Raw genomic sequence first — 21512 nt, 5'->3', positions numbered from 1 at the left:
TATCCGTCAGGCGACCTGGGCAACGACTGGCGTGCCAAAGCGCTTTTCAATGTAGTTTTCGACAATGGTCCGGAACTCCTGCGCGATCCGGTCGCCGCGCAAGGTCACGCTTTTTTCGCCGTCGATGTAGACCGGCGCGGCCGGTGCTTCGCCCGAGCCCGGCAGGCTGATGCCGATGTCGGCATGTTTGCTTTCGCCCGGTCCGTTGACGATGCAGCCCATCACCGCAACCTTGAGTTTCTCGACGCCGGGGTACTGGACACGCCAGACCGGCATCTGCGCGCGCAGGAAATCGTCGATTTCCTTGGTCAGTTCCTGGAAGGTGGTGCTGGTCGTTCGGCCGCAGCCGGGACAGGCGGTAACGCTGGGCACAAAGCTGCGCAGGCCGAGTGCCTGCAGGATTTCGGAGGCAATCAGCACCTCTTGCGTGCGCGCTTCGCCGGGTTGCGGCGTGAGCGAGACACGGATGGTGTCGCCGATGCCTTCCTGCAGCAGGATAGCCAGCGCGGCGGCGGATGCCACCGTGCCCTTGGTGCCCATGCCGGCTTCGGTCAGGCCGAGGTGCAGCGCATAACGCGAGCGTTTTGAAAGTTCACGGTAGACCGAGATCAGGTCCTGCACGCCGCTGACCTTGCAGGACAGGATGATCTGGTTTCTGTCCATGCCCATCTGCTCGGCCAGTTCGGCCGATCCGACGGCCGAGGTGATCAGTGCCTCGTACATCACCTGTTTCGCGTCCCAGGGCTGGTCGCGGCGGCTGTTTTCGTCCATCAGGCCGGCCAGCAATTCCTGGTCCAGGCTGCCCCAGTTGACGCCAATACGCACCGGCTTGTTCCAGCGGACCGCCGCTTCTATCATCTGCCCGAACTGCCGGTCATGTTTGTCGCCCTTGCCCACATTGCCCGGGTTGATGCGGTATTTGGACAGCGCCTCGGCACAGGCCGGGTAGTCGGTCAGCAGGCGGTGGCCGTTGTAATGGAAGTCGCCGATCAGCGGCACGTCGATGCCCATGCGGTCGAGTTGCTCGCGGATGTACGGCACCTGCGCCGCAGCCTCCGGCGTGTTGACGGTGATGCGGACCATTTCCGATCCGGCAATCGCCAGTTCCTTGACCTGGATGGCCGTGCCGATCGCGTCCACCGTGTCGGTGTTGGTCATGGACTGCACACGCACGGGCGCATCGCCGCCCACCGTGACCACACGCGAGCCCCAGACCACACGCGCCTGGGACGACACACGCGCCCTGGGCGCGGCCGACGCCACGGGAAAACATGCTGCCACTACTTCACCTCAAAACGTGCAACGTTGTCTTTGCTCACAGCACCCAGATCAAAGGCTTTGCCCCGCACCTCGACCTGCGTCGCATCGACCCGGCCCACCACAGCCGCCAGCGGCAGGACGCCCGATGCTCCCGCTTCCTCGCCGGCAGCCAGGGTGCGACGCAGAACGACCGTGCCTCTGGCATCGGTGACTTCGACCCACGACTCCCCTTTGGCCTTGAACACGATGATGCCGGACGCTGCGGGCGACACAGCCCCCGCCGGCGCGGCCGGTACCGACATGGCCACCGACACAGCAAAGGGCGGCGGCGCGGCAGCGGACGGCTGCGGTGCCGGCACAGGGGCGACCGGTGCCATGCCAGCAGTGGCAACGGGCTGGGCCGCGCTGTCTGTCACGGTGGGCTTGTCCACTTCGAGCAACTCGGTCCTGGCCATGGCCACCCCTGACAGCGCGCCCGATGGGGCCGCAGGTGTGTCGGCAACGGCAGGCGACGGTGTCGCCGGCTGGGTGACGATACCGGGCTGCTGGGCAGCCGGCAGGAAGATCAGGACCAGGGCACCCAGCAACAGCAGCAAGCCCGCCAGAACGGCAGGCCGGGAAATCTGCGCCAGCAGGGAGGGGCCGGGTCCATCACCCGGGGAACGAAACGGGGTATTGATGGGCGCACTCTGCTGCCCGAGACTGGGCTTGCCGGTTTGCGGCAACAGCGCCAGCACCTGAGCCGCATCGATCTTGAGGGTGCGGCAGACGCTGGCCGCCAGCGCGCGCACAAACACGGCATCCGGCAACAGGTCCAGCCTGTCAGCCTCCAGCGCTTCGAGTTTTTTGACCGGCACCTTCAAGGCCACCGCCAGTGCCGCGATATGCAGGCCTGCAGCCTCGCGTGCCTGCCGGATCAGGGAGCCGGCACTGACTGCAGGCATGGCATCTGCCTGATCTTGCAGAATGTGGGGCGACAAGTCTTGCTGCGCCATGGCAACGTTGCCCGGCAGCTGGACGCCGGCGTCAGTCATTGAAGGCTCCTCTTTCGTAAGCTGCGGCCTCGCGTGACTGGCCAAAGCGTTTTTTGAGTTGATCGGCCAGCTGCAGCATCGCTTCGCGGTTGCCCAAGCTGCGCTCCACCTTGACACCCAGCCACAGCGTTTCGGCATTGGCCAGATTGCTGTTGTTCAAACGGCGAATGTAGAACTGCGCGCGGACCAGGTCCCCGCGCTGGAAAAGCAGGCTCGCCAGGTTGTAGCCGGTGACCGGGTTGCCGGCGTCCAGCTCATACGACTGCAACAGGCTGCGCTCGCCTTCCGCTTTCTGCCCTGCCCGCACCTGACAAAGCCCCTGCGTCATGAGTGTTTTGGCCTGGCCGCCGTACTGGGGCATGGCGATAGCGCGCCCGAACAGCGCGGCCGATTCGCTATAGCGGTTTTGCTGGCACAGCAGCCAGCCATAGTTGTGCAGCACGTCGCCGTCCCGCGGATTGAGCACCATGGCCCGGCGGAAACTGTCCTCGGCGAGCGCGTTGTCATTCATGCGCATGTAGACCAGGCCGCGCAGGTTGTAGGCATCGGCATAGGTCGGATCGGTCACCAGCGCCTGCTTGAGTTCGTCGAGGGCGACGTTGGTCTGCCCCTGCTGAAAATAGTTGGCGGCCAGCTCCAGCCGGATGCGCGCGCGTTTGCGCACGTCCGGCTCGTCCGACTCCGTCATGATCTCCCCGCGCCCGCTCGCGGCGCCCGGGACGGAGCCCGGTTGGCCGGCACAGCCGGTGAGCAGCAAGGCCGCCCAGCAGGCAGACATCAACAGGACATTGCGGACACGCTTCATACACCGACCTCTCTGGAGACTATCTTGATGCCCTTGAGCATACCTTGCCGCTGCGTGGCCATGCGCTGCTGGACACCGGTGCGGTCCTGCACATCGCCGGCGAGCTGGCCGCAGGCGGCGTCGATGTCGTCGCCCCGGGTTTTTCGCACGGTGGTGACGATGCCGGCATCCATCAGGATTTTGGCAAAAGCCAGCACCTGCGCCATATCGGAGCGCTTCAGGCCGGAGGCCGGAAACGGATTGAAAGGGATCAGGTTGAACTTGCAGGCCAGCCCTTGCAGCGAATGCTTGCGCATCAGTTCCACCAGCATGCGCGCATGTTCAGGCTGGTCATTGACGCCGTCGAGCATGCAGTATTCAAAGGTGATGAAGTCCCTGGGTGCCGCCGCCTGGTAACGCGTGCAGGCCTCGAGCAGTTCAGCGATCGGGTATTTTTTGTTCAGCGGCACCAGGTTGCTGCGCAGTTCGTCTTCCGGCGCATGCAGCGACACCGCCAGCGCAACCGGGCAATCCTGCGCCAGGCGGTCCATCATGGGAACCACGCCAGAGGTCGATACGGTCACGCGCCGGCGCGACAGACCATAGCCATGGTCGTCCAGCATCATGCGCAAGGCCGGCAGCAGTTGCGCGTAATTTTGCAGCGGCTCGCCCATGCCCATCATCACCACGTTGGAAATGACGCGCTCGGTTTTGCCAAGGTGTTTGCGCAGAAAATGTTCGGCATACCAGAGCTGGCCGATGATCTCGGCCGTCGTCAGGTTGCGGCTGAAGCCCTGGTGTCCGGTGGAGCAAAAACGGCAGCCGACAGCGCAGCCGGCCTGCGACGAAATGCAAAGCGTTCCACGGTCGGCCTCGGGGATAAAAACGGTTTCAATGACATCGCCGGCACCGACGTCGAACAGCCACTTGATGGTGCCGTCGGCCGAGTCGTGCCGGGAGACCGGGTTGAGGCCCTGGATATGGGCCGCACCGGCAAGTTTTTCGCGCAGGGACTTGGCCAGATCGGTCATCTGGTCGAAATCTGTCGCGCCCTTCTGGTGAATCCAGCGAAAAAGCTGGGTAGCCCGGAAACGTTTTTCTCCGAGCTGCCCGCAAAAGGCGGCCAGACCTTCCAGATCGTAATCAAGCAGATTGGCCGTCATTGCATGGAGAATCCGCGCCGGCGTAGTGCCGGGCCGCCCCAAACGCGCCGAAACCCCCATGGGGGGCAGCGAAACGCAGTGGAGCGTGGGGGCAGCATGTCAGCGCGAATAGATGTTCATGCCCGCGAAGAAGAAGCTGATCTCCACCTGGGCAGTTTCGACGGCGTCGGAGCCATGCACGGCATTGGCATCGATGCTGTCGGCGAAATCGGCGCGAATGGTACCGGCGGCGGCTTTCTTCGGATCCGTCGCACCCATCAGGTCGCGGTGTTTCAGGATCGCGTTTTCGCCTTCAAGAGCGGAAATCATGACCGGGCCGGAAATCATGAACTCAACCAGATCCTTGAAGAAAGGACGCTCTTTATGCACCGCATAAAAGGCTTCGGCTTCGCCGCGCGACAGGTGCGCCATCCGGGCAGCAACCACTTTCAGGCCGGCAGCCTCAAAGCGTGCATAAATTTGACCAATGACATTTTTTGCCACTGCATCGGGTTTGATGATGGAGAGAGTGCGTTCGATCGCCATGAGATTTCCTTAACCTTGATTTTCTGGGATTTATTCAAATCGAATAAAGCCTCTGATTTTAACCCGCGGACAATGGCCCTTGGGCAAAAGAGCGTGTGGATACGCGGGGAGTTAGCGGTTTCCGCCGCGGTTGCCGCCCCCGCTGCGATTTCCGCCGCGGTTTCCACCCCCGCCACCGCCGCCGCTGCGCCGCGGGCCTGAAGCACCGCCGCCGCCCGTTCCGCTGCCCCCACGGCGCTGGCCCTGGCCCGGCGCCTGCCGCTGGCGGGTAAAGGTTTCCGCGCCGATATAACCAAACGAGGTCTTCATCGGGTCGGGCTGTGCCCCGCCGGGACCCTTGTCACCGCGATCGCCACGATCACCGCCCCGGTCGTCGCGGCGCTTCGGTCCCTGTCCGCCGGTATTGCCCCCGAATTTGCCGGGCGGGCCGGACCGGGGACCGGCGCCGGGGTTGCCCCCATCACCGCGTCCACCCTTGGCGCCGCGGCGACGGTTGGCGTCGCGTGGCGCTTCGTTGCGGTTCATGGGGGGCTGGAGGTCCAGCGGATCATGGCCGGTCTCATCGCCATGGTCGTCTGGCCCGGCTGTCCGGCTTTTTTCCGGCATGGCCTGCGCATCCGGTGCCCGGGTAGCCCCATTGTCGGGGCGTCCCCGTCCGCCGCGTGAGCGGTCGTTGCGGCGCGGTCCGCGCCCTGGACGGCCCTCGCCGGCGCCGGTTTCCCCGGCCTCTCCTGCTTCCCCGGCGCTTCTGCCGGCTCCACGCGGGTCGGCGCGGGCCTCCGAACGCCCGACAGCGCTGGTCAGTGCGTCGATGTCCCGTTCGTCGAGTTCGACAAAGGCGCCGCGCTTGAGGCCGCGCGGCAGCACCACCGCACCGTAACGGATGCGGATCAGTCGGCTGACGGCGTGACCCACCGCTTCGAACATGCGGCGCACTTCGCGGTTGCGGCCTTCTGAAATCGTCACGCGGTACCAGCAGTTGGCGCCCTCGCCCCCGCCGGCTTCAATCGTGCTGAACTGGGCCAGGCCGTCGTCGAGTTGCACGCCATCGAGCAGGCGCTTTTTTTCTTCGTTGTTCAGCGCGCCCAGCACCCGCACGGCGTACTCGCGCTCCAGGCCAAAACGGGGATGCATGAGTTTGTTGGCGAGTTCGCCGGAGCTGGTCAGCAGCAAGAGCCCCTCGGTGTTCAGGTCGAGCCGGCCCACCGATTGCCACTTGCCCTGGAACAGCTTGGGCAGACGGCGAAACACCGTGGGCCGGTTTTGCGGGTCGTCATGCGACACCACCTCACCGGCGGGCTTGTGGTAGGCAATGACACGCGGCGGCGGCGGGTCGATGCGCACCCGGATCGGCTTGCCATTGACCTTGACCGTGTCGCCAAACTGGATGCGCTGGCCAATATGGGCCGGTTCACCATTGACGGAAATCCGGCCTTCCAGGATCAGCTGCTCCATTTCCAGGCGGGAACCGAGTCCCGCCTGCGCCAGCACCTTGTGCAGCTTGGGCGTTTCCGGCTGGGGCAGCAGCACGCGCTTGGGAAGCTCGAGCGCTACGTCCTCCTCTTCATCGGCATCGAACTGGCCGGTCACCACGTCTTCAAAACGGGCCAGCGCCGGCGTCACCTGCGCCACACGCTCGGGGCTGCCCGGCGCCGCGTTGGCCGCATCGCCGGCAGATGGCCCCTCGATTGCTATCAAATCAGGAGCTGCCTGCGCTTTTGAATCGGGGGCTGGCGGCACAATGGGCGCATCAACCTGGGGGGCGGGAGCGGTGGCCGGAGCCGGAGGGTCTTTTTGATTCATGCGTTTGCGTTCAGGCGTTGGGATCGGTGGCCGTGGGGCTGGTTAACGGCGCGTCCTGGGAACGGCCGGCATCCGCCGCATCGGAAAGTTCTGCGACCAGCAAGCCGGTCCCGGGATCGTCCGGCAAGCCGGCATACTCTGCAGCCGCTTCGTCGCCGGCCACAGCCGCCGTCATGCCAAACTCGATCTGATCGAGCATGGACGCCTGCGCGGCCGTGGTGTCCATGACCGGCAACTGGTCCAGCGACTCCAGCCCCAGGTCGTCGAGAAACTGCCGCGTCGTTGCGTACAGACCCGGCCGCCCGACGGTTTCGCGGTGGCCGATGACCTCGACCCAACCCCGGTCCTCAAGCTGCTTGAGAATCATGCTGTTGATGGTCACCCCCCGGATGTCTTCCATGTCACCGCGGGTGACCGGCTGGCGGTAGGCAATGATCGCCAGCGTCTCCAGCGTGGCGCGCGTGTAGCGCGGCGGTTTTTCAGGGTGCAGGCGATCGAGGTACTCGCGCATCTGCGGCCGGCTCTGGAAACGCCAGCCGGTCGCGACATGCACCAGCTCCACCCCCCGCCCGGACCAGTCGTTTTGCAGATCCTCCAGCAGGAGCTTGAGGGTGTCGGCGGTCAGTGCCCCGTTGAACAAAACACCCATCTCACGCAAAGGCAGCGGCTGCTGCGCGCAAATAAGTGCCGTTTCGAGGACGCGCTTGGCATCCGTCGTATTCATGGTCTTGGTTCCGAAATGATTCGAGATAAAGGCGCCTGGCGGCGCAGTTCACATTCATGCGCAACCACTTTCATCTGGGCGCGCCATGCGGCGGGTAGCAGAAAACTACTGGATTTGATTGTATCCCAGCCCCAGCTGGGCAAGCGCCGCGGCCAGATCCGCCGGCAACGGCGCCCTGAATTCGAGGGCTTCGCCGGTCACGGGGTGGGTGAAAGCCAGGCGGCAGGCGTGCAGGGCCTGACGCGCCATGCCCGCGGCAGGCTTGCCGCCATACACCTCGTCGGCCACCAGCGGATGTCCGATGGAGGCCATGTGCACCCTGATCTGGTGGGTCCGGCCGGTCTGCAGCCGGCAACGCACCAGGCAAAACGGGCCTTCGTTTTGCAGCAGGTAGAAGCCGGTCGAGGCGGTCTTGCCGGCGGTTTTTTCCAGATCCACCACCGCCATGCGCAGGCGATTGCGCGGATCGCGGCCTATCGGTGCCTCGACCTGGCGCGACTTCGGCCCTTCCCACACACCGTGAGCCAGCGCGATGTATTCGCGGCTGACACTTCGCTCGGCAATCATGGCCACCAGCTGGTCCATGACCTGGCGCCTGCGCGCCACCACCATGAGGCCGCTGGTGTCCTTGTCCAGCCGGTGCACAATGCCCGCGCGCGGCAGCAGACTGGCCTGGGGATCGCGCGCCAGCAGCCCGTTGAGCAGCGTACCGCTCCAGTTGCCGGGCGCCGGATGCACCACCAGGCCGGCCGGCTTGTTGATGACCAGCAGATGCTCGTCCTCAAAAAGAACCTCCAGCGCCATCACCTCCGGCTTGAAGGCCTGGCTTTGCGGCGTGGGCTTGAGTTCGATCTTGAGCTTGTCGCCGGCCTTGACCTTGGCCGAGGCCTTGGTCACCGTGACGCCATTGAGTTGCACGGCGGCCGCCTCGATCAGCTGCTGCAGATAGCTGCGGGAGAACTCGGGCACAATGCCAGCCAGTGCCCGGTCCAGACGCGCGCCGTGACTCTCCACGGGAACACTGACCTCGCGCAACTCGGCATCGGCGGCCGTCTCGCCCTCCCCCAGGATGTCATCAACCAGAGTGCCCGCCGCAGTGGCGCTCGATATAATCAGTTTGCTTTGTACAGAATCAGTCATTAACAGGATCAATTGCGATGTTTTCCACCAAATTATCGGTTGTTCCAGCCACACGCCCCGCGGCAGCGGCCATGCTTGTCTGTGCATTCGTCCTGTCGGCATGCTCCTCCACCGTGAAGGACCCCACGGCCAACTGGAGTCCGAACAAGATTTACACGGAAGCCAGGGACGAAGCGAATTCCGGCGCCTACGACAAGGCCGTGCCGCTGTTTGAAAAGCTCGAAGGCCGCGCGGCCGGCACGCCGCTGGCGCAGCAGGCCCAGTTGGAAAAAGCCTATGCCCAGTTCAAGAGTGGCGAGCAGGCACAGGCACTGGCCACGCTGGACCGTTTCATGAAGCTGCACCCGGCCAGCCCGGCGATCGACTATGCCCTGTATCTCAAGGGCCTGGTCAACTTCAATGAAAACCTGGGCCTGTTCAGCTTCCTGTACAAGCAGGACCTGTCCGAGCGTGACCAGAAGGCCGCCAAGGAGTCCTTCGAGTCCTTCAAGGAGCTGGTCAACCGTTTTCCCGAGTCCAAATACTCGGCCGACGCACGCCTGCGCATGAACTACATCGTCAACTCCCTGGCCCAGTATGAAGTCCATGTGGCCCGCTACTACTACACCCGCGGCGCCTATATCTCGGCCATCAACCGTGCGCAAACCGCGATTGCGGACTACCGCGATGTGCCGGTGCTCGAAGAAGCCCTGTTCATCCTGTACAAGTCCTATGACGCCCTCAACATGACCCAGCTGCGCGACGACACCAAACGCGTGATGGAAAGAAGCTTTCCCCAGAGCGACTACCTGTCCAAGGGTTTCAAGTCGGTGGATGGGCCCTGGTACAAGTTCTGGTAAGCAGATCCAGCCGCTCGTTCAACTCCTCCTCCGAGGCCAGGCGCTGCATGGGCGGCAGCGCACGCAGCAGGCGCTTGCCGTAACCCATGGAGGCCAGGCGGCTGTCGCAGACCACCAGCACGCCCTGATCGGTTTCACGGCGTATCAGGCGCCCGGCGCCCTGCTTCAGCGCGACGGCGGCTTCCGGCAGGAAATAGTCGTTGAAAGCGCTTTTGCCTTCTGACTCCAACAGCCGCGATCGGGCCTCCACCATCGGGTCGTTGGGCGGCGGAAACGGCAGCTTGTCGATGATCACCAGTTGCAGCGCATCACCCGGCACATCGATGCCTTCCCAGAAGGAGGCGGACGCCACCAGCACGCAGCCGCGCCCGCCGCGGCTGTCGGCCTGGCGGAAACGCTCAATCAGGGTCCGCTTGGGCATGGCCCCCTGCACCAGCACCTCGATGTCGGCCGAATTCCCAAAACTCGCCTGCAGGGCCTCGCCGATGGCGCGCAGGGCGCGCAAGGTCGTTGTCAGGACCATGGTGCGGCCGCCCAGCCGGCGTGCCCAGTCCGCTGCCGAGGCCGCCACCGCAGCCGTGTGCGTGGGGTCGCCGGGCTTGGGGAAGTTTCGCGGAATGTAAAACGCAGCCTGACGCGCATAGTCGAAAGGGCTGCCCACCTGCAGCGTCGTGGCGTCGGTCAAACCGCAGGGCTGCGTGAACCAGCTCAATTGCGCATCGTCGCCCAAGGTGGCCGAGGTGAATATCCAGGTTTTGGCAGCCGCCTTGTCGTCGCTGAACACCCTGGCATGGATGGCTTGGGCGATATCGAGCGGGGATTCCACCAGCCGCAGCTGGGTGCCCACATCCAGCCAGCGAACACCGCCGGGCTCGGGCGCCAGCGCAAATGCATGGGCGCGCGCCGCCAGTTCGGCCGCGCGCTCGTGCAGGCGCACAAAGTCCGGTGCGATGTCGCTGACTGTGTTCAAGGCCTCACAGGCGCCAGCCAGCGCGGTGCCGACGTCCGCCAGCGCCTGCGCCCATTCGACGGGGGCCAGGCCTTCGGGCGCAGCATCGGTCCAGCGCAGCTTGCTACCCGGGTAGGCTTTGCCCACACACAGACGCAGGTCACGGGCCGCATGTTCGGTCGCCCCGGCCAACGCCTGCCAGTCCAGCAGGCCGCGCGCCAGTTGCAGCCCGGTGCCCAGCATGTCGCGCGCAAAATCGAGGAGTTGCCCGGTCGACAGGTTTTTTCCCAGAAACTGCACGCCGGTTTCATTAAGCTGGTGCGCCTCGTCAAAAATCGCAATGCGCACTGTCGGCAGCAGCTCGGCCACGCCCGATTCGCGGACCGCCAGATCCGCAAAAAACAGGTGGTGGTTGATCACCACCACGTCGGCCGCCAGCGCTTCACGGCGTGCATGGTTGACGTGGCAGGCGCGAAAACGCGGGCACTGGGCGCCAAGGCAGTTCTCCCGGGTCGAGGTCACCCAGGGGATCACCGGTGAGCGTTCGTCCAGCCCGGGAAGTTCAGCCAGATCGCCGGTATCCGTTGCGCGTGCCCACTCCTCCACCTTGGCCAGCGCGCGAAGCGAGCTGCGCTCCGGAAAGTTCGCGTCATGGCGGGCCATCTCGATGCGGTGCAGACAGAGGTAACTGCCGCGCCCCTTGAGCAGGGCGGTGCTGACCGGCACGCCCAGGGCCTTGACCAGGGCCGGCAGGTCACGTCCGAACAGCTGGTCCTGCAAGGCCTTGGTGGCGGTGGACAGCAGCACCCGCTCCCCGCTGAGCAGGGCCGGCACCAGGTAGGAAAAGGTTTTTCCAACACCGGTGCTGGCCTCCACCACCAGCGGATACGCACCGTCGATGGCGCGCGCCACGGCCAGGGCCATGTCGGTCTGTCCGCTGCGCGGGACAAAATGCTCGGCCGCGCGCGCCAGCACACCTTCGGGGGCAAAAGCCTCCAGGACTTGCGATTCCAGGTTCATCAGGCGGGTTCGGGGGGGTCGAGGGCCAGTTCGAGCTGGGAGATCAGGTCGCGCAGGAGCAAACGGCGTTTTTTCAGGCGCCTGAGCATCAACTCGTCAATCGGTACGGCATGTGCGGTGAGGTCCACCAGCGCATTGAGATCCGCATGTTCGATCTTGAGGTCTATGAGGCGACGCTCCGGGGAGTGCAGGTTGAAGTCCAAGTTTTTTATCCGGGCGGGCAGCTTCATCTGATAATACGTCGATTACGGAGATAAATCGAGTCCACATGACTCGGCCATTTCAATATGTCCAAAGGTTATCGAATCACGGCGTCAACCGGTATCCACAAGGGAGACCGCGACTACCAGCAGGACCAGGTCGCCCTGCTCAGCCATCCGCGCATCGCCGGGTGCATGCTCGGCATCGTGGCCGACGGCATGGGTGGCCGAAGCGGTGGGCGCAAGGCGTCCGACCAGGTCATGATGACCGCCAAACAGCTGTTCGAGCGTTATGCCCCCGACACCGACGATGCGGTGGCCATGCTCAAACAGCTGGTGGAAGAGGCCCACACCGTGATCAAACTCACGGCCATTTCCGCCGAACAGGAGCCGCACAGCACGCTGGCTGCGTTTCTGATCAATCCGGGCGGCGACTGCCACTGGGTGCATGCCGGCGACTCGCGTATCTACCATTTTCGCGGCGCCAAGCTGGTCAAGCGGACCACCGACCACTCGTATGTCCAGACACTGGTGGATAAGGGTGAACTCACCGAGGAAGAGGCCAACGTGCATCCGCAGTCCAACATCCTGATGGGCTGCCTGGGCACCGAGGAGGTGCCGCCGGTGAGCCAGCACTACATTCCCCAACTGGGCCCGGGCGATTCATTGATCGCCTGCAGCGATGGTGTCTGGCACTATTTCAGTCCCAGTGAAATGGGTTCGGCCCTGTCCATGCTGTCGCCGCGCGAGGCGACTGAATTCCTGATCCAGAAAGCACGCTCGCGGGCCCATGGCGGCGGCGACAACCTGTCACTGGTCATCGTCAAGCTCGAGGCGCTGGCCTGACTCTGACTTGACCTTATCCAGGTCCAGGTAAAGGCTTGGCCGCCGGCTTGGTCTGCTCGCGCAGCCTCTGTTCGCGGGTGGCCTTTCTCTCCTGCGCTTCCTGCTGCTTGTCCTTGTAAACCTGGGCCTCTTTGGCACTGGCGGCCTGCTTGTCCGCACGAGCCTTGGCCCTCTCCTTCGAGCCCTGGTCCTTGCCGGCAGCCTCGGCCGCATTGGATGCTTCGTTCTGTTTCAGATCGCTGCGGTCGCTGGCCTTCTTGCGCGTGCGCTCTTCACGGGCTTTGGTGTCTTCCAGCGCCGTGGCGCGACGCTCAGCGGCCTGCCGCTCGGCCTCGGGCGACGATTTCTCCTCGGTCTTGCGAACCTGCTCGGCGGCCTTTTGCCGGCGCTCCTGCTCGTTGAGGGCGACTTCCCGGAACTTCAGGTCGGCCATCGCCTCGCGCCGTCTGGGCTTGATGGCATTGAGACAGCTGTTGACAAAAAACTTCTTGTAACAGGCGTCTTCTTCTGCATCAAACGCCGCCTCCAGGATGGCGCGCTCGGCGTTGATGCGCTGCCGTTCGCGATCGGTGGCGGCCGACAGCAGTTCATCCTGGGTCTGAGCGCTTGAGGCGAAACCCAGGGTGGAAAGCAGCAGGAAAAGAAACAGTTTTTTCATGTCAGGGTGGTATCCACATTTCGGCGCTCCAGCGCCAGAAACTCGGCAGACTGCATTTCATTGAGCCTGGACACCGTCCGGGGAAACTCGTGTGCCAGGGGCCCTTCCGTGTACAACGCCTCAGGGGGGACTTCCGCCGACATGATGAGTTTGACACGCCGGTCGTACAGCACATCAACCAGCCAGGTAAAACGCCGCGCTTCGGACGCCATGCGCACAGGCATATGCGGCACATTGCTGAGAAGCACCGTGTGAAACTGGGTGGCGATTTCCAGGTAGTCATTTTGTGAACGCGGCCCGCCGCACAGGGTCTTGAAATCGAACCAGACGACACCACCCGCCTTGCGTCTGGCATGGATTTTCCGTGATTCGATGTGCAGCACCGGCGACTCATCGTGAGACTCCGCCAGCCGCTGAAAAGTTTCCTCCATCTCCGCATCTGCCTGCGGCCCCAGCGGCGTGTGGTAGAGCCTGACCTGCTCGAGCGTGCGCCGGCGGTAGTCGGTTCCGTTGTCCACGCTGATCACTTCGAGGTTCTGCTTGAGTAGCGCAATCGCCGGGAAGATACGGTCCCGGTGCAGGCCGTTCGGGTACAGGTCGTCGGGATGGAAATTGGAGGTGGTGACAAAACCCACGCCGTTGTCAAACAGCGCCGCCAGCAGGCGGTGCAGAATCATTGCATCGGTGATGTCGGCGACGTGAAACTCGTCAAAGCAGATCAGGCGGTAACGTTTGGCAATACGTTTGCCCAGCTCGTCGAGTGGATTGACCGTGCCCTGGAGGTCGCGCAGTTCACGGTGGACTTCACGCATGAACTCGTGAAAATGCAGGCGCGTCTTGCGCTTGAGCGGAACCGCGTTGTAAAAACAGTCCATCAGGAAACTCTTGCCGCGCCCCACCCCGCCGTGCATGTAAACTCCGCGCGGAATGTCGGGCCGGTTGATCAGCTTCTTGAGCGGATTGGAACGTTTCTCCTTGAATGCCGCCCACTCGGTGGCGCAACGCTCCAGCGCGTCCACCGCCTGCAACTGGGCGGGGTCACTGGTGTAACCCCGCGTCTTCAGTGCAGACTCGTAATCCGAACGCACCGACCCTCGCGGGACGACCATCAGCCGCCGCCGGGCCGCCCCAAGGCGGCTGGGCCCCCCCGGGGGGCAGAGACCCACACGAAGTGGGGGAACGTGGGGGTAAACATCGTCAGAAATTCAGCGTCCGCTTGTCGACGGCCAGCGCCGCCTCCTTGGTGGCCTCGCTGAGCGACGGGTGGGCGTGGCAGATTCTCGCAATGTCCTCTGCGCTGGCACGGAATTCCATGGCCACCACACATTCGGCGATCAGTTCGCTGGCGAAGGGGCCGACGATGTGCACACCGAGAATTTCGTCGCTGGCGGCGTCCGCCAGCATTTTCACCATGCCGGTGGTATCGCCCAAGGCGCGTGCGCGTCCGTTGGCCATGAAGGGGAAGGTGCCGGCCTTGTAGGCCCGGCCCGCCGCCTTGAGCTGCTCTTCAGTCTGCCCGACCCAGGCGATTTCGGGGTTGGTGTAAATCACCCAGGGAATGGTGTTGAAGTTGACATGGCCGTGTTGGCCGGCGATGCGCTCGGCCACCGCCACGCCCTCTTCTTCCGCCTTGTGCGCCAGCATGGGGCCGCGCACCACATCACCAACCGCCCAGACGTTGGGCAAATTGGTTTTGCATTCTTCGTCGACCACGATGGCACCACGCTCGTCGAGCTTCAGGCCCACCGTTTCGGGCGCCAGACCGATGGTGTTGGCAGTCCGGCCGATCGAGACAATCAGCTTGTCGACATCGAGCGTCTGGGCCTCGCCCTTGGCATTGGTCCAGGCGACGGACACCCCTTTTTTGCCGGACTTGATCTCGCCGACCTTGACGCCGAGCTCGATTTTCAGGCCCTGCTTGACAAAGGCCTTGTGCGCTTCCTTGGCGATCTGCTGATCAACAGCACCCAGGAAAGTGGGCAGGCCTTCCAGAATGGTCACCTCGGCACCGAGGCGCCGCCAGACCGAGCCCATTTCCAGGCCGATAACACCAGAACCTATGAGACCCAGTTTCTTGGGAACCGCACCGATGCGCAAGGCGCCGTCGTTGGACAGGATCACTTCCTCGTCGAAAGGCGCGCCGGGTAAGGCGCGGGCATTCGAACCCGTGGCCACGACGACGTGTTTGCCGGAGAGGGTTTCCTCGGCTGCACCGGCCTGTCCTGAGCTTGTCGAAGCGGCCACCTGGATGTCATAAAAACCGTCCTTCGCCGCGACGAAAGAGCCCCGGCCATGGAAGAAGGTGACCTTGTTCTTCTTGAACAGGTAGACGATGCCGTCGTTGTTCTGCTTGACGACCGTGTCCTTGCGCGCCAGCATCTTCGCGACGTCCAGGCCCAGACCCTTGACCTCGATGCCATGGTCGGCAAAGTGGTGAGCGGCATGGTCGTAGTGTTCGGACGATTGCAGCAAGGCCTTGGACGGAATGCAGCCGGTGTTGGTGCAGGTGCCACCCAGGGCCGGTCCGCCCTTGGCGTTTTTCCACTCGTCGATACAGGCCACGTTGAAGCCCAGCTGGGCGGCGCGGATGGCGGCAATGTAGCCGCCGGGACCGCCACCAATGACGATCACGTCGAATTGTTTGGACATGTATGGCTCCTTAGATGTCAAACAACAGACGTGCCGGATCTTCCAGCGCTTCCTTCATGGCCACCAGGCCGAGCACGGCTTCGCGGCCGTCAATGATGCGATGGTCGTAGCTCATGGCGAGGTAGTTCATCGGGCGGATCACGATCTGACCGTTCTCTACAACGGCGCGGTCCTTGGTGGCATGCACACCGAGGATGGCAGACTGGGGCGGGTTGATGATCGGGGTCGACAACATGGATCCGAAGGTGCCACCGTTGGAAATCGAGAAGGTGCCGCCGGTCATGTCCTCGATGCCGAGCTTGCCGTCCTGGGCCTTCTTGCCGAACTCGGCAATCTTCTTTTCAATCTCGGCAAAACTCATCTGGTCGGCATTGCGCAGGATGGGCACCACCAGGCCGCGCGGCGAACCGACCGCGATGCCGATGTCGAAGTAGCCGTGGTAGACGATGTCATTGCCGTCGACCGACGCATTGATCACCGGAAATTTCTTCAGTGCATGCACGGCGGCTTTCACAAAGAAGCTCATGAAGCCGATCTTCACGCCGTGCTCCTTGGTGAACTGGTCCTGGAACTTCTTGCGCATCTCCATGACGGGCGCCATGTTGACCTCGTTGAAGGTGGTCAGGATGGCATTGGTCGATTGCGATTGCAGCAGACGCTCGGCAATGCGGGCACGCAGGCGGCTCATGGGCACACGCTGCTCGGGACGGTCGCCCAGGTCGCTGGCCTTGGCCGGCGCTGCCACTTGAGGCAAGGAAGTGGCTGGAGCGCCCGTAGGTATTGCGCTGACAGCTACTGATTTAGGAGCAGATGGGGCACCGCCGGCCACCGCGCCGAGCACGTCGCCCTTGGTGACACGGCCGTCCTTGCCGGTCCCGGGAACCGAGCCGGAAGCCAGCTGGTTGTCGGCCATCAGCTTGGCCGCTGCGGGCATGGGTACGCCGGCCATACTGCCCCCAGCCGCGGCGGGCGCGGCTGCCGGGGTGGCTGCGACGGCGGCCGCAGGCGCTGCTGCGGCAGCAGAGGCCTTGCCTTCGGTATCGATTCTGGCAATCAGCTGTTCGGCCGTGACCGTGCCGCCGTCGGCGACCAGGATCTCGGACAGGACACCGGCGGCAGGCGCGGGCACTTCCAGCACCACCTTGTCGGTTTCGATCTCGATCAGGATTTCGTCGATGGCGATGGAATCGCCAACTTTTTTCTTCCACTGCAGCATGGTGGCTTCCGCCACGGATTCGGACAACTGCGGGACCTTGACTTCTACGATAGCCATGTGAATTCTTTCGGGTTGTGGGTTCGATGGGGTGCGCCAGCCGGCGCAGCCCTCTTATTTGGTCAGGACAAAGCCCTTGAGCTTGCCGAAAGCGCCGTCTACCAGCGCTTTTTGCTGTTCCTGGTGCAGGTGCGAATACCCCACGGCCGGGGACGCCGAGGCCGCACGGCCCGAGTAACCCAGCTTCTGGCCTTCGGCCATGTTTTCATGGATGTAATGCTGCACGAAGAACCAGGCGCCCTGGTTCTGCGGCTCGTCCTGGCACCAGACGATGTCGGTGACATTCGGGTACTTCTTCAGCTCGGCCGCGAAGGCCTTGTGCGGGAAGGGATAGAGCTGCTCCACGCGCAGGATGGCGACGTCGTCGGCGCCCTTTTCCTCGCGCTTCTTGGCCAGGTCGTAGTAGACCTTGCCGGAACAGGCGACGACACGCTTGACCTTGTCGGCCTTGAGCCCACCGCTGTCGGGAATCACCGTCTGGAAGCCCCCCTTGGTGAACTCGGACAGTGGCGAGGTGGCATCCTTGTTGCGCAGCAGCGACTTGGGCGTCATGATGACCAGCGGCTTGCGCAGGTTGCGCACCATCTGGCGGCGCAGCACATGGAAGATCTGGCTGGCCGTGGTCGGCTGGACCACCTGCATGTTGGTGTCGGCCGACAGCTGCATGAAGCGCTCCAGGCGCGCCGAGCTGTGCTCCGGCCCCTGGCCTTCGTAACCGTGCGGCAGCATCAGCGTGATGCCGTTGACACGGCCCCACTTGACCTCGCCCGAGGCGATGAACTGGTCGATCACGACCTGCGCGCCGTTGGCGAAGTCGCCGAACTGGGCTTCCCAGATCACCAGCGTGTTGGGATCGTTGGAGGCATAGCCGTATTCGAACGCCAGCACCGCCTCTTCCGACAGGATGGAGTCGATGACCACAAACGGGGCCTGGTTCTCGGCCACGTTCTGCAGCGGCACGTAGGTGCCGGTATCCCACTTCTCGCGGCTCTGGTCGTGGATCACCGAGTGGCGGTGGGTGAAGGTGCCGCGTCCGCAGTCCTCACCGGACAGGCGCACCGGGTAGCCGCTGGCCACCAGCGAAGCCAGCGCCATGTGTTCGCCCATGCCCCAGTCCACCGGGATGTCACCGCGGCCCATGGCAGCGCGGTCGTCGTACACCTTCCTGACGAGCTGGTGGGCGGTGACCGTCGTCGGTATGGTGCTGATTTTTTCGGACAGGCGCTTCCACTCGGCCATCGGAATGGCGGTGTCGCCGGCGTCGGTCCACTTCTTGCCCAGGTAAGGGCTCCAGTCCACCGCGTACTTGCTCTTGAAGTTGGTGATCACCGGGTCAAAGGTGCTTTTGCCGGCGTCCAGCGCGGCGCGCACGGCCTTGACCATGTCGTCACCCAGCGTCTCGCCCATGCCCTGCGCCGCCAGCTTGTCGGCGTACAGCTTGCGGGTACCGGGGTGTTGCGCAATTTTCTTGTACATCAGCGGCTGCGTGAGCGCCGGCGTGTCCTGCTCGTTGTGGCCCAGCTTGCGGAAACAGATGATGTCCACCACGACGTCCTTCTGGAACTCCATGCGGAACTCGAGCGCGAGCTGGGTCGCCAGCACCACCGCCTCCGGATCGTCGCCGTTGACGTGCAGCACGGGCGCCTCGATCATCTTGACGACGTCCGTGCAGTACAGCGTGGAACGGCTGTCGCGCGGGTCGCTGGTGGTGAAACCGATCTGGTTGTTGATCACGATGTGCACCGTGCCGCCGGTGGAGTAACCCCGGGTCTCGGCCAGGGCCAGGGTTTCCATGACCACGCCCTGCCCGGCAAACGCCGCATCGCCGTGCACCAGCACCGGCAGCACCTGCAGGCCCTTGGGGTCGGCGCGGCGGTCCATGCGGGCGCGCACCGAGCCCTCAACCACCGGGTTGACGATCTCCAGGTGCGAGGGATTGAATGCCAGGCTCAGGTGCACCGGCCCACCGGGGGTGGTCACGTCGGAACTGAAGCCCTGGTGGTACTTGACGTCGCCGCTGGGCAGGTCTTCGGGGGCGGTGTGTTCAAACTCGGCAAACAGGTCGGCCGGCACTTTGCCCAGGGAGTTGACCAGCACGTTCAGGCGTCCGCGATGGGCCATGCCGATCACGATTTCCTGCACGCCGATGCTGCCGCCACGCTGGATCAGCTCGTCCATGCTGGCGATGAAGCTTTCGCCGCCTTCGAGCGAGAAGCGTTTTTGCCCGACATATTTGGTGTGAAGGAAGCGCTCCAGGCCTTCCGCCGCCGACAGGCGATCCAGGATGTGGCGTTTTTTCTCCGGCGTGAAATTGGGCTTGCTGCGGATGGCTTCGAGTTTTTGCTGCCACCAGCGCTTCTGGTTCTGGTCCGTCATGTACATGTACTCGGCACCGATGGTGCCGCAGTAGGTCTCGCGCAGCGCATTGAGCAGCTCGCGCAGGCTCATGGTGTCCTTGCCGAAGAAGGTGTTGCTGGTGTTGAACACCGTTTCCTGGTCGGCATCGCTGAAACCGTAGAAAGACGGGTCCAGTTCGGGAATGTTGTCGCGCTCGGCGCGTTTGAGGGGGTCGAGGTCGGCCCATCGGGCGCCGACGTTGCGGTAGGCGGCGATCAGCTGCTGGACGGCCGTGCGTTTGCGGCCCATCTCGGAGTCGGCACCGCTGGCCACCACCACGCGGGTCTGGCCCTGCTTGGCGCGTTCGGCGAAGGCGTTGACGACCGGCAGGTGCGGCACGTCTTTGGCGTTGCTGCCATCGACGGCAGGGACGTTCTGCAGGGCGTCAAAATACTCGCGCCAGTTGTCGGGCACGCTGCCGGGATTGGCGAGGTAGTTTTCGTACATCTCTTCGACATAGGGCGCGTTGCCGCCGAAGAGATAGGTGTTGCCTTGATAGGCCGAATAGACGGACGATGCCGCCGGAATTGAACTCATTACGCTGACCTCCGTTTCCCTTGGGGAAACATTAGCTGGCCACAGCAGGATGTGGCTGGTTGATTAACCTTCCGCAACACGGCTGGACCGATTAGCGGATGCGACTGTGGCAAGGAAGGGCCTTCAGAAACACGCTCGATTGTGCCACCGAATGCCGAAATGCTGAAAACCGGACCGCCAACCGGGCGCCCGGGTTTTGTCGTGAATCTGTCAGTTGACGGCTGGACCGAGACACCAGGCGCCCCAGTCCAGGCCGGTATACCGAAACATCGGCAAGCGTGGCCAAAGTCACCGTAATACATGCTGCCTTTTTGTTACGCGTGATATAAAACCATCGGCGTCCAATGGTTTTTCCTGGGTCAGTTGCCTATGTCATTCAAACGCTTCGTTTTTCTAATGTCCGCCGCCTGGTTTTCCGCAGCGCTTGCCGGCGCGGTGCATGCCGAAGCCGACGTACTGGTTCGTGAATCGCTGACGCTGGTGGAACAAGGCAAGGCGCAGCAAGCGTTTGACCGGCTCGCCGCTGTGGAGGCAGAACGCGCGGGCGACCCTGACTTTGACACCGTCCTTGGCATCGCCGCCAATGACACCGGCCAGTTCACGCGTGCCGTGTTTGCGCTCGAACGGGTGCTGACGGTCCAGCCGGGCAACTCGCGCGCCCGCGCCGAATTGGGCCGCGCCCTGTTTGCGCTGGGCGACTACCAGGCCGCGCGGCAAGTGCTGCGGGACACAAAACGGGACGCCATCCCTGCCGAAGTGGCCCGCAGGATCGACGAATTTCTGCAAGCCATTGACCGCAATGAAGAGGCCGCCAGGTCTTCTGTCAGGACCTATGTCGAAACCGCCGCCGGCATCGACAGCAACATCAACAGCGGTCCCGGCAATGCCAACGTGGCCGTGCCATCGCTCGGGGGACTGGTACTGACCCTGGGTCCGGCGGGTGTCAAACTGAAAGACGATTTTTACAGCCTGGGCGCCGGGGTCTCCGGACGTTTCGTGATCGACCCGCGCCTGTCGCTGATTGCCAGCGCCTCCGGCAATTACCGCTTCAATCAGGATCACAACGATTTCGACACCCGCCAGTTTGACGTGAGCGGCGGGGCCAGCTACCGGATCGGCAAGGACGAGTTCACCGCGGCAGCCCAGATCGGTACCTATGCCGCCGACAACACCACCGTGCGCGACCAGCGCGGCGTGGTGGGCGAATGGACCCACAGGCCGGACGGCGCCAGCCAGTGGACCACCTACCTGCAGCTGTCCACCCTGCGTTACCCCGGCCAGAATCTGCGCGATGCCTACCGCCATGTGCTGGGCACGTCCTACGCCAGGGCGTTCCGTGGCGGCCTGCTGGCCTTCGGCGGCGTGTATGCCGGCACTGAAAACGAGCGCGCGGCCAATGTACCCCACCTCGGGCACCGGCTCGCAGGCCTGCGCGCCGGGCTGCAGCAATCCATCAACGCGGACGTGGACCTGTTCGCCAACGCCGGGTATGAAACGCGCCACTACGGCGGCGCCGACCCGCTTTTCCTGGTGAAGCGCCGTGACCGGCAGACCAACCTGAATCTGGGCCTGACCTGGGTTCCTGTCGTGAGCTGGCGCGTGACACCGCAACTGTCGCTGCTGAGGACAAACTCCAACATCGCCACTTCAGACTTCAGCAAGCGCGTGCTGTCCGTGACCGTGCGCAAGGATTTTTAGGCAGCCGCACCCG

Annotated in this window: 18 protein-coding genes; 3 read left to right on the top strand and 15 right to left on the bottom strand. The window is 63.7% G+C overall.

All coding sequences use genetic code 11. The annotated features are described in order from the left end of the window. Positions 1-6: 6 nt before the first annotated feature. From ispG to PSV40_RS16965, 8 genes are all read right to left on the bottom strand, one after another. Positions 7-1281, bottom strand: coding sequence for a flavodoxin-dependent (E)-4-hydroxy-3-methylbut-2-enyl-diphosphate synthase (ispG, locus tag PSV40_RS17000; protein ID WP_300539986.1), 1275 nt, complete (start codon positions 1279-1281; stop codon positions 7-9). Next, a complete protein-coding gene (locus tag PSV40_RS16995; protein ID WP_300539984.1) occupies positions 1281-2294 on the bottom strand; it encodes a helix-turn-helix domain-containing protein in 1014 nt (337 codons plus the stop codon). Before PSV40_RS16995 ends, ispG begins: the two co-directional genes overlap by 1 nt. Continuing rightward, positions 2287-3072: a type IV pilus biogenesis/stability protein PilW gene (gene pilW, locus PSV40_RS16990; RefSeq protein ID WP_300539982.1), complete on the bottom strand. Its 786-nt coding sequence runs from the start codon at positions 3070-3072 to the stop codon at positions 2287-2289. Before pilW ends, PSV40_RS16995 begins: the two co-directional genes overlap by 8 nt. 23 nt (positions 3073-3095) lie before the next feature. Continuing rightward, entirely contained in the window at positions 3096-4241 is a 1146-nt protein-coding gene (gene rlmN, locus PSV40_RS16985; RefSeq protein WP_300539980.1) for a 23S rRNA (adenine(2503)-C(2))-methyltransferase RlmN, read from the bottom strand. A 99-nt stretch (positions 4242-4340) separates the two neighbouring features. Next, positions 4341-4766 (bottom strand): nucleoside-diphosphate kinase, encoded by a 426-nt coding sequence (gene ndk / locus PSV40_RS16980; protein ID WP_096662563.1) that lies wholly within the window; start codon positions 4764-4766, stop codon positions 4341-4343. Between the two features lie 111 nt (positions 4767-4877). Beyond that, positions 4878-6569: a pseudouridine synthase gene (locus tag PSV40_RS16975; protein ID WP_300539978.1), complete on the bottom strand. Its 1692-nt coding sequence runs from the start codon at positions 6567-6569 to the stop codon at positions 4878-4880. Positions 6570-6579: 10 nt separating this feature from the next. Continuing rightward, on the bottom strand, positions 6580-7293 hold the full coding sequence (gene scpB / locus PSV40_RS16970; RefSeq protein WP_300539976.1) for an SMC-Scp complex subunit ScpB: 714 nt from the start codon (positions 7291-7293) through the stop codon (positions 6580-6582). Between the two features lie 105 nt (positions 7294-7398). Next, positions 7399-8433, bottom strand: a complete 1035-nt coding sequence (locus PSV40_RS16965) for an RluA family pseudouridine synthase (protein ID WP_300539974.1) — start codon at positions 8431-8433, stop codon at positions 7399-7401. A 17-nt stretch (positions 8434-8450) separates the two neighbouring features. Here PSV40_RS16965 and PSV40_RS16960 point away from each other — a divergent pair, with 17 nt between their 5' ends. Beyond that, positions 8451-9272, top strand: coding sequence for an outer membrane protein assembly factor BamD (locus PSV40_RS16960; RefSeq protein ID WP_300539972.1), 822 nt, complete (start codon positions 8451-8453; stop codon positions 9270-9272). Here the strand turns inward: PSV40_RS16960 and PSV40_RS16955 are convergent. After that, positions 9235-11241 (bottom strand): ATP-dependent DNA helicase, encoded by a 2007-nt coding sequence (locus tag PSV40_RS16955; protein WP_300539970.1) that lies wholly within the window; start codon positions 11239-11241, stop codon positions 9235-9237. The two genes, PSV40_RS16960 and PSV40_RS16955, sit on opposite strands and share 38 nt — an antisense overlap. Beyond that, the gene (locus PSV40_RS16950) at positions 11241-11444 is read right to left on the bottom strand and encodes a DUF465 domain-containing protein (RefSeq protein WP_096696985.1); all 204 of its coding nucleotides are present in this window, start codon (positions 11442-11444) and stop codon (positions 11241-11243) included. The genes PSV40_RS16955 and PSV40_RS16950 overlap by 1 nt, the downstream gene beginning before the upstream one ends. A gap of 84 nt (positions 11445-11528) precedes the next feature. On the opposite strand from PSV40_RS16950, the gene PSV40_RS16945 reads away from it, so the two are divergent. Then, positions 11529-12287, top strand: a complete 759-nt coding sequence (locus PSV40_RS16945) for a protein phosphatase 2C domain-containing protein (protein ID WP_300539968.1) — start codon at positions 11529-11531, stop codon at positions 12285-12287. A gap of 13 nt (positions 12288-12300) precedes the next feature. On the opposite strand, the gene PSV40_RS16940 is transcribed toward PSV40_RS16945, so the two are convergent. From PSV40_RS16940 to PSV40_RS16920, 5 genes are all read right to left on the bottom strand, one after another. Continuing rightward, positions 12301-12945: a hypothetical protein gene (locus PSV40_RS16940; RefSeq protein ID WP_300539967.1), complete on the bottom strand. Its 645-nt coding sequence runs from the start codon at positions 12943-12945 to the stop codon at positions 12301-12303. Further along, positions 12942-14054, bottom strand: a complete 1113-nt coding sequence (zapE, locus tag PSV40_RS16935; protein WP_300539965.1) for a cell division protein ZapE — start codon at positions 14052-14054, stop codon at positions 12942-12944. Before zapE ends, PSV40_RS16940 begins: the two co-directional genes overlap by 4 nt. 88 nt (positions 14055-14142) lie before the next feature. Further along, positions 14143-15594 (bottom strand): dihydrolipoyl dehydrogenase, encoded by a 1452-nt coding sequence (gene lpdA / locus PSV40_RS16930; protein WP_300539964.1) that lies wholly within the window; start codon positions 15592-15594, stop codon positions 14143-14145. Between the two features lie 10 nt (positions 15595-15604). Continuing rightward, complete coding sequence (gene odhB, locus PSV40_RS16925) at positions 15605-16867, bottom strand: 2-oxoglutarate dehydrogenase complex dihydrolipoyllysine-residue succinyltransferase (protein WP_300539962.1); 1263 nt, start codon at positions 16865-16867, stop codon at positions 15605-15607. Between the two features lie 54 nt (positions 16868-16921). Beyond that, positions 16922-19792, bottom strand: coding sequence for a 2-oxoglutarate dehydrogenase E1 component (locus PSV40_RS16920; protein ID WP_300540079.1), 2871 nt, complete (start codon positions 19790-19792; stop codon positions 16922-16924). A gap of 378 nt (positions 19793-20170) precedes the next feature. On the opposite strand from PSV40_RS16920, the gene PSV40_RS16915 reads away from it, so the two are divergent. Next, on the top strand, positions 20171-21499 hold the full coding sequence (locus PSV40_RS16915) for a porin family protein (protein ID WP_300539960.1): 1329 nt from the start codon (positions 20171-20173) through the stop codon (positions 21497-21499). The last annotated feature ends 13 nt before the right edge of the window (positions 21500-21512 follow it).

This window comes from Polaromonas sp. (genome assembly GCF_029945925.1).
Lineage (GTDB): Bacteria > Pseudomonadota > Gammaproteobacteria > Burkholderiales > Burkholderiaceae_C > Polaromonas.
The sequence above is the reverse complement of the archived record's forward strand: the minus strand, read 5'-3'. Positions and strand labels throughout refer to the sequence as shown.

Bases quoted from the DNA above. Each gene is read 5' to 3' on its own strand.
- PSV40_RS16995 (WP_300539984.1), bottom strand. From the start codon at position 2,294: ATGACTGACGCCGGCGTCCAGCTGCCGGGCAACGTTGCCATGGCGCAG.
- pilW (WP_300539982.1), bottom strand. From the start codon at position 3,072: ATGTCTGCCTGCTGGGCGGCCTTGCTGCTCACCGGCTGTGCCGGCCAA.
- rlmN (WP_300539980.1), bottom strand. From the start codon at position 4,241: ATGACGGCCAATCTGCTTGATTACGATCTGGAAGGTCTGGCCGCCTTT.
- ndk (WP_096662563.1), bottom strand. From the start codon at position 4,766: ATGGCGATCGAACGCACTCTCTCCATCATCAAACCCGATGCAGTGGCA.
- PSV40_RS16975 (WP_300539978.1), bottom strand. From the start codon at position 6,569: ATGAATCAAAAAGACCCTCCGGCTCCGGCCACCGCTCCCGCCCCCCAG.
- scpB (WP_300539976.1), bottom strand. From the start codon at position 7,293: ATGAATACGACGGATGCCAAGCGCGTCCTCGAAACGGCACTTATTTGC.
- PSV40_RS16965 (WP_300539974.1), bottom strand. From the start codon at position 8,433: ATGACTGATTCTGTACAAAGCAAACTGATTATATCGAGCGCCACTGCG.
- PSV40_RS16960 (WP_300539972.1), top strand. From the start codon at position 8,451: ATGTTTTCCACCAAATTATCGGTTGTTCCAGCCACACGCCCCGCGGCA.
- PSV40_RS16955 (WP_300539970.1), bottom strand. From the start codon at position 11,241: ATGAACCTGGAATCGCAAGTCCTGGAGGCTTTTGCCCCCGAAGGTGTG.
- PSV40_RS16945 (WP_300539968.1), top strand. From the start codon at position 11,529: ATGTCCAAAGGTTATCGAATCACGGCGTCAACCGGTATCCACAAGGGA.
- PSV40_RS16940 (WP_300539967.1), bottom strand. From the start codon at position 12,945: ATGAAAAAACTGTTTCTTTTCCTGCTGCTTTCCACCCTGGGTTTCGCC.
- zapE (WP_300539965.1), bottom strand. From the start codon at position 14,054: ATGGTCGTCCCGCGAGGGTCGGTGCGTTCGGATTACGAGTCTGCACTG.
- lpdA (WP_300539964.1), bottom strand. From the start codon at position 15,594: ATGTCCAAACAATTCGACGTGATCGTCATTGGTGGCGGTCCCGGCGGC.
- odhB (WP_300539962.1), bottom strand. From the start codon at position 16,867: ATGGCTATCGTAGAAGTCAAGGTCCCGCAGTTGTCCGAATCCGTGGCG.
- PSV40_RS16915 (WP_300539960.1), top strand. From the start codon at position 20,171: ATGTCATTCAAACGCTTCGTTTTTCTAATGTCCGCCGCCTGGTTTTCC.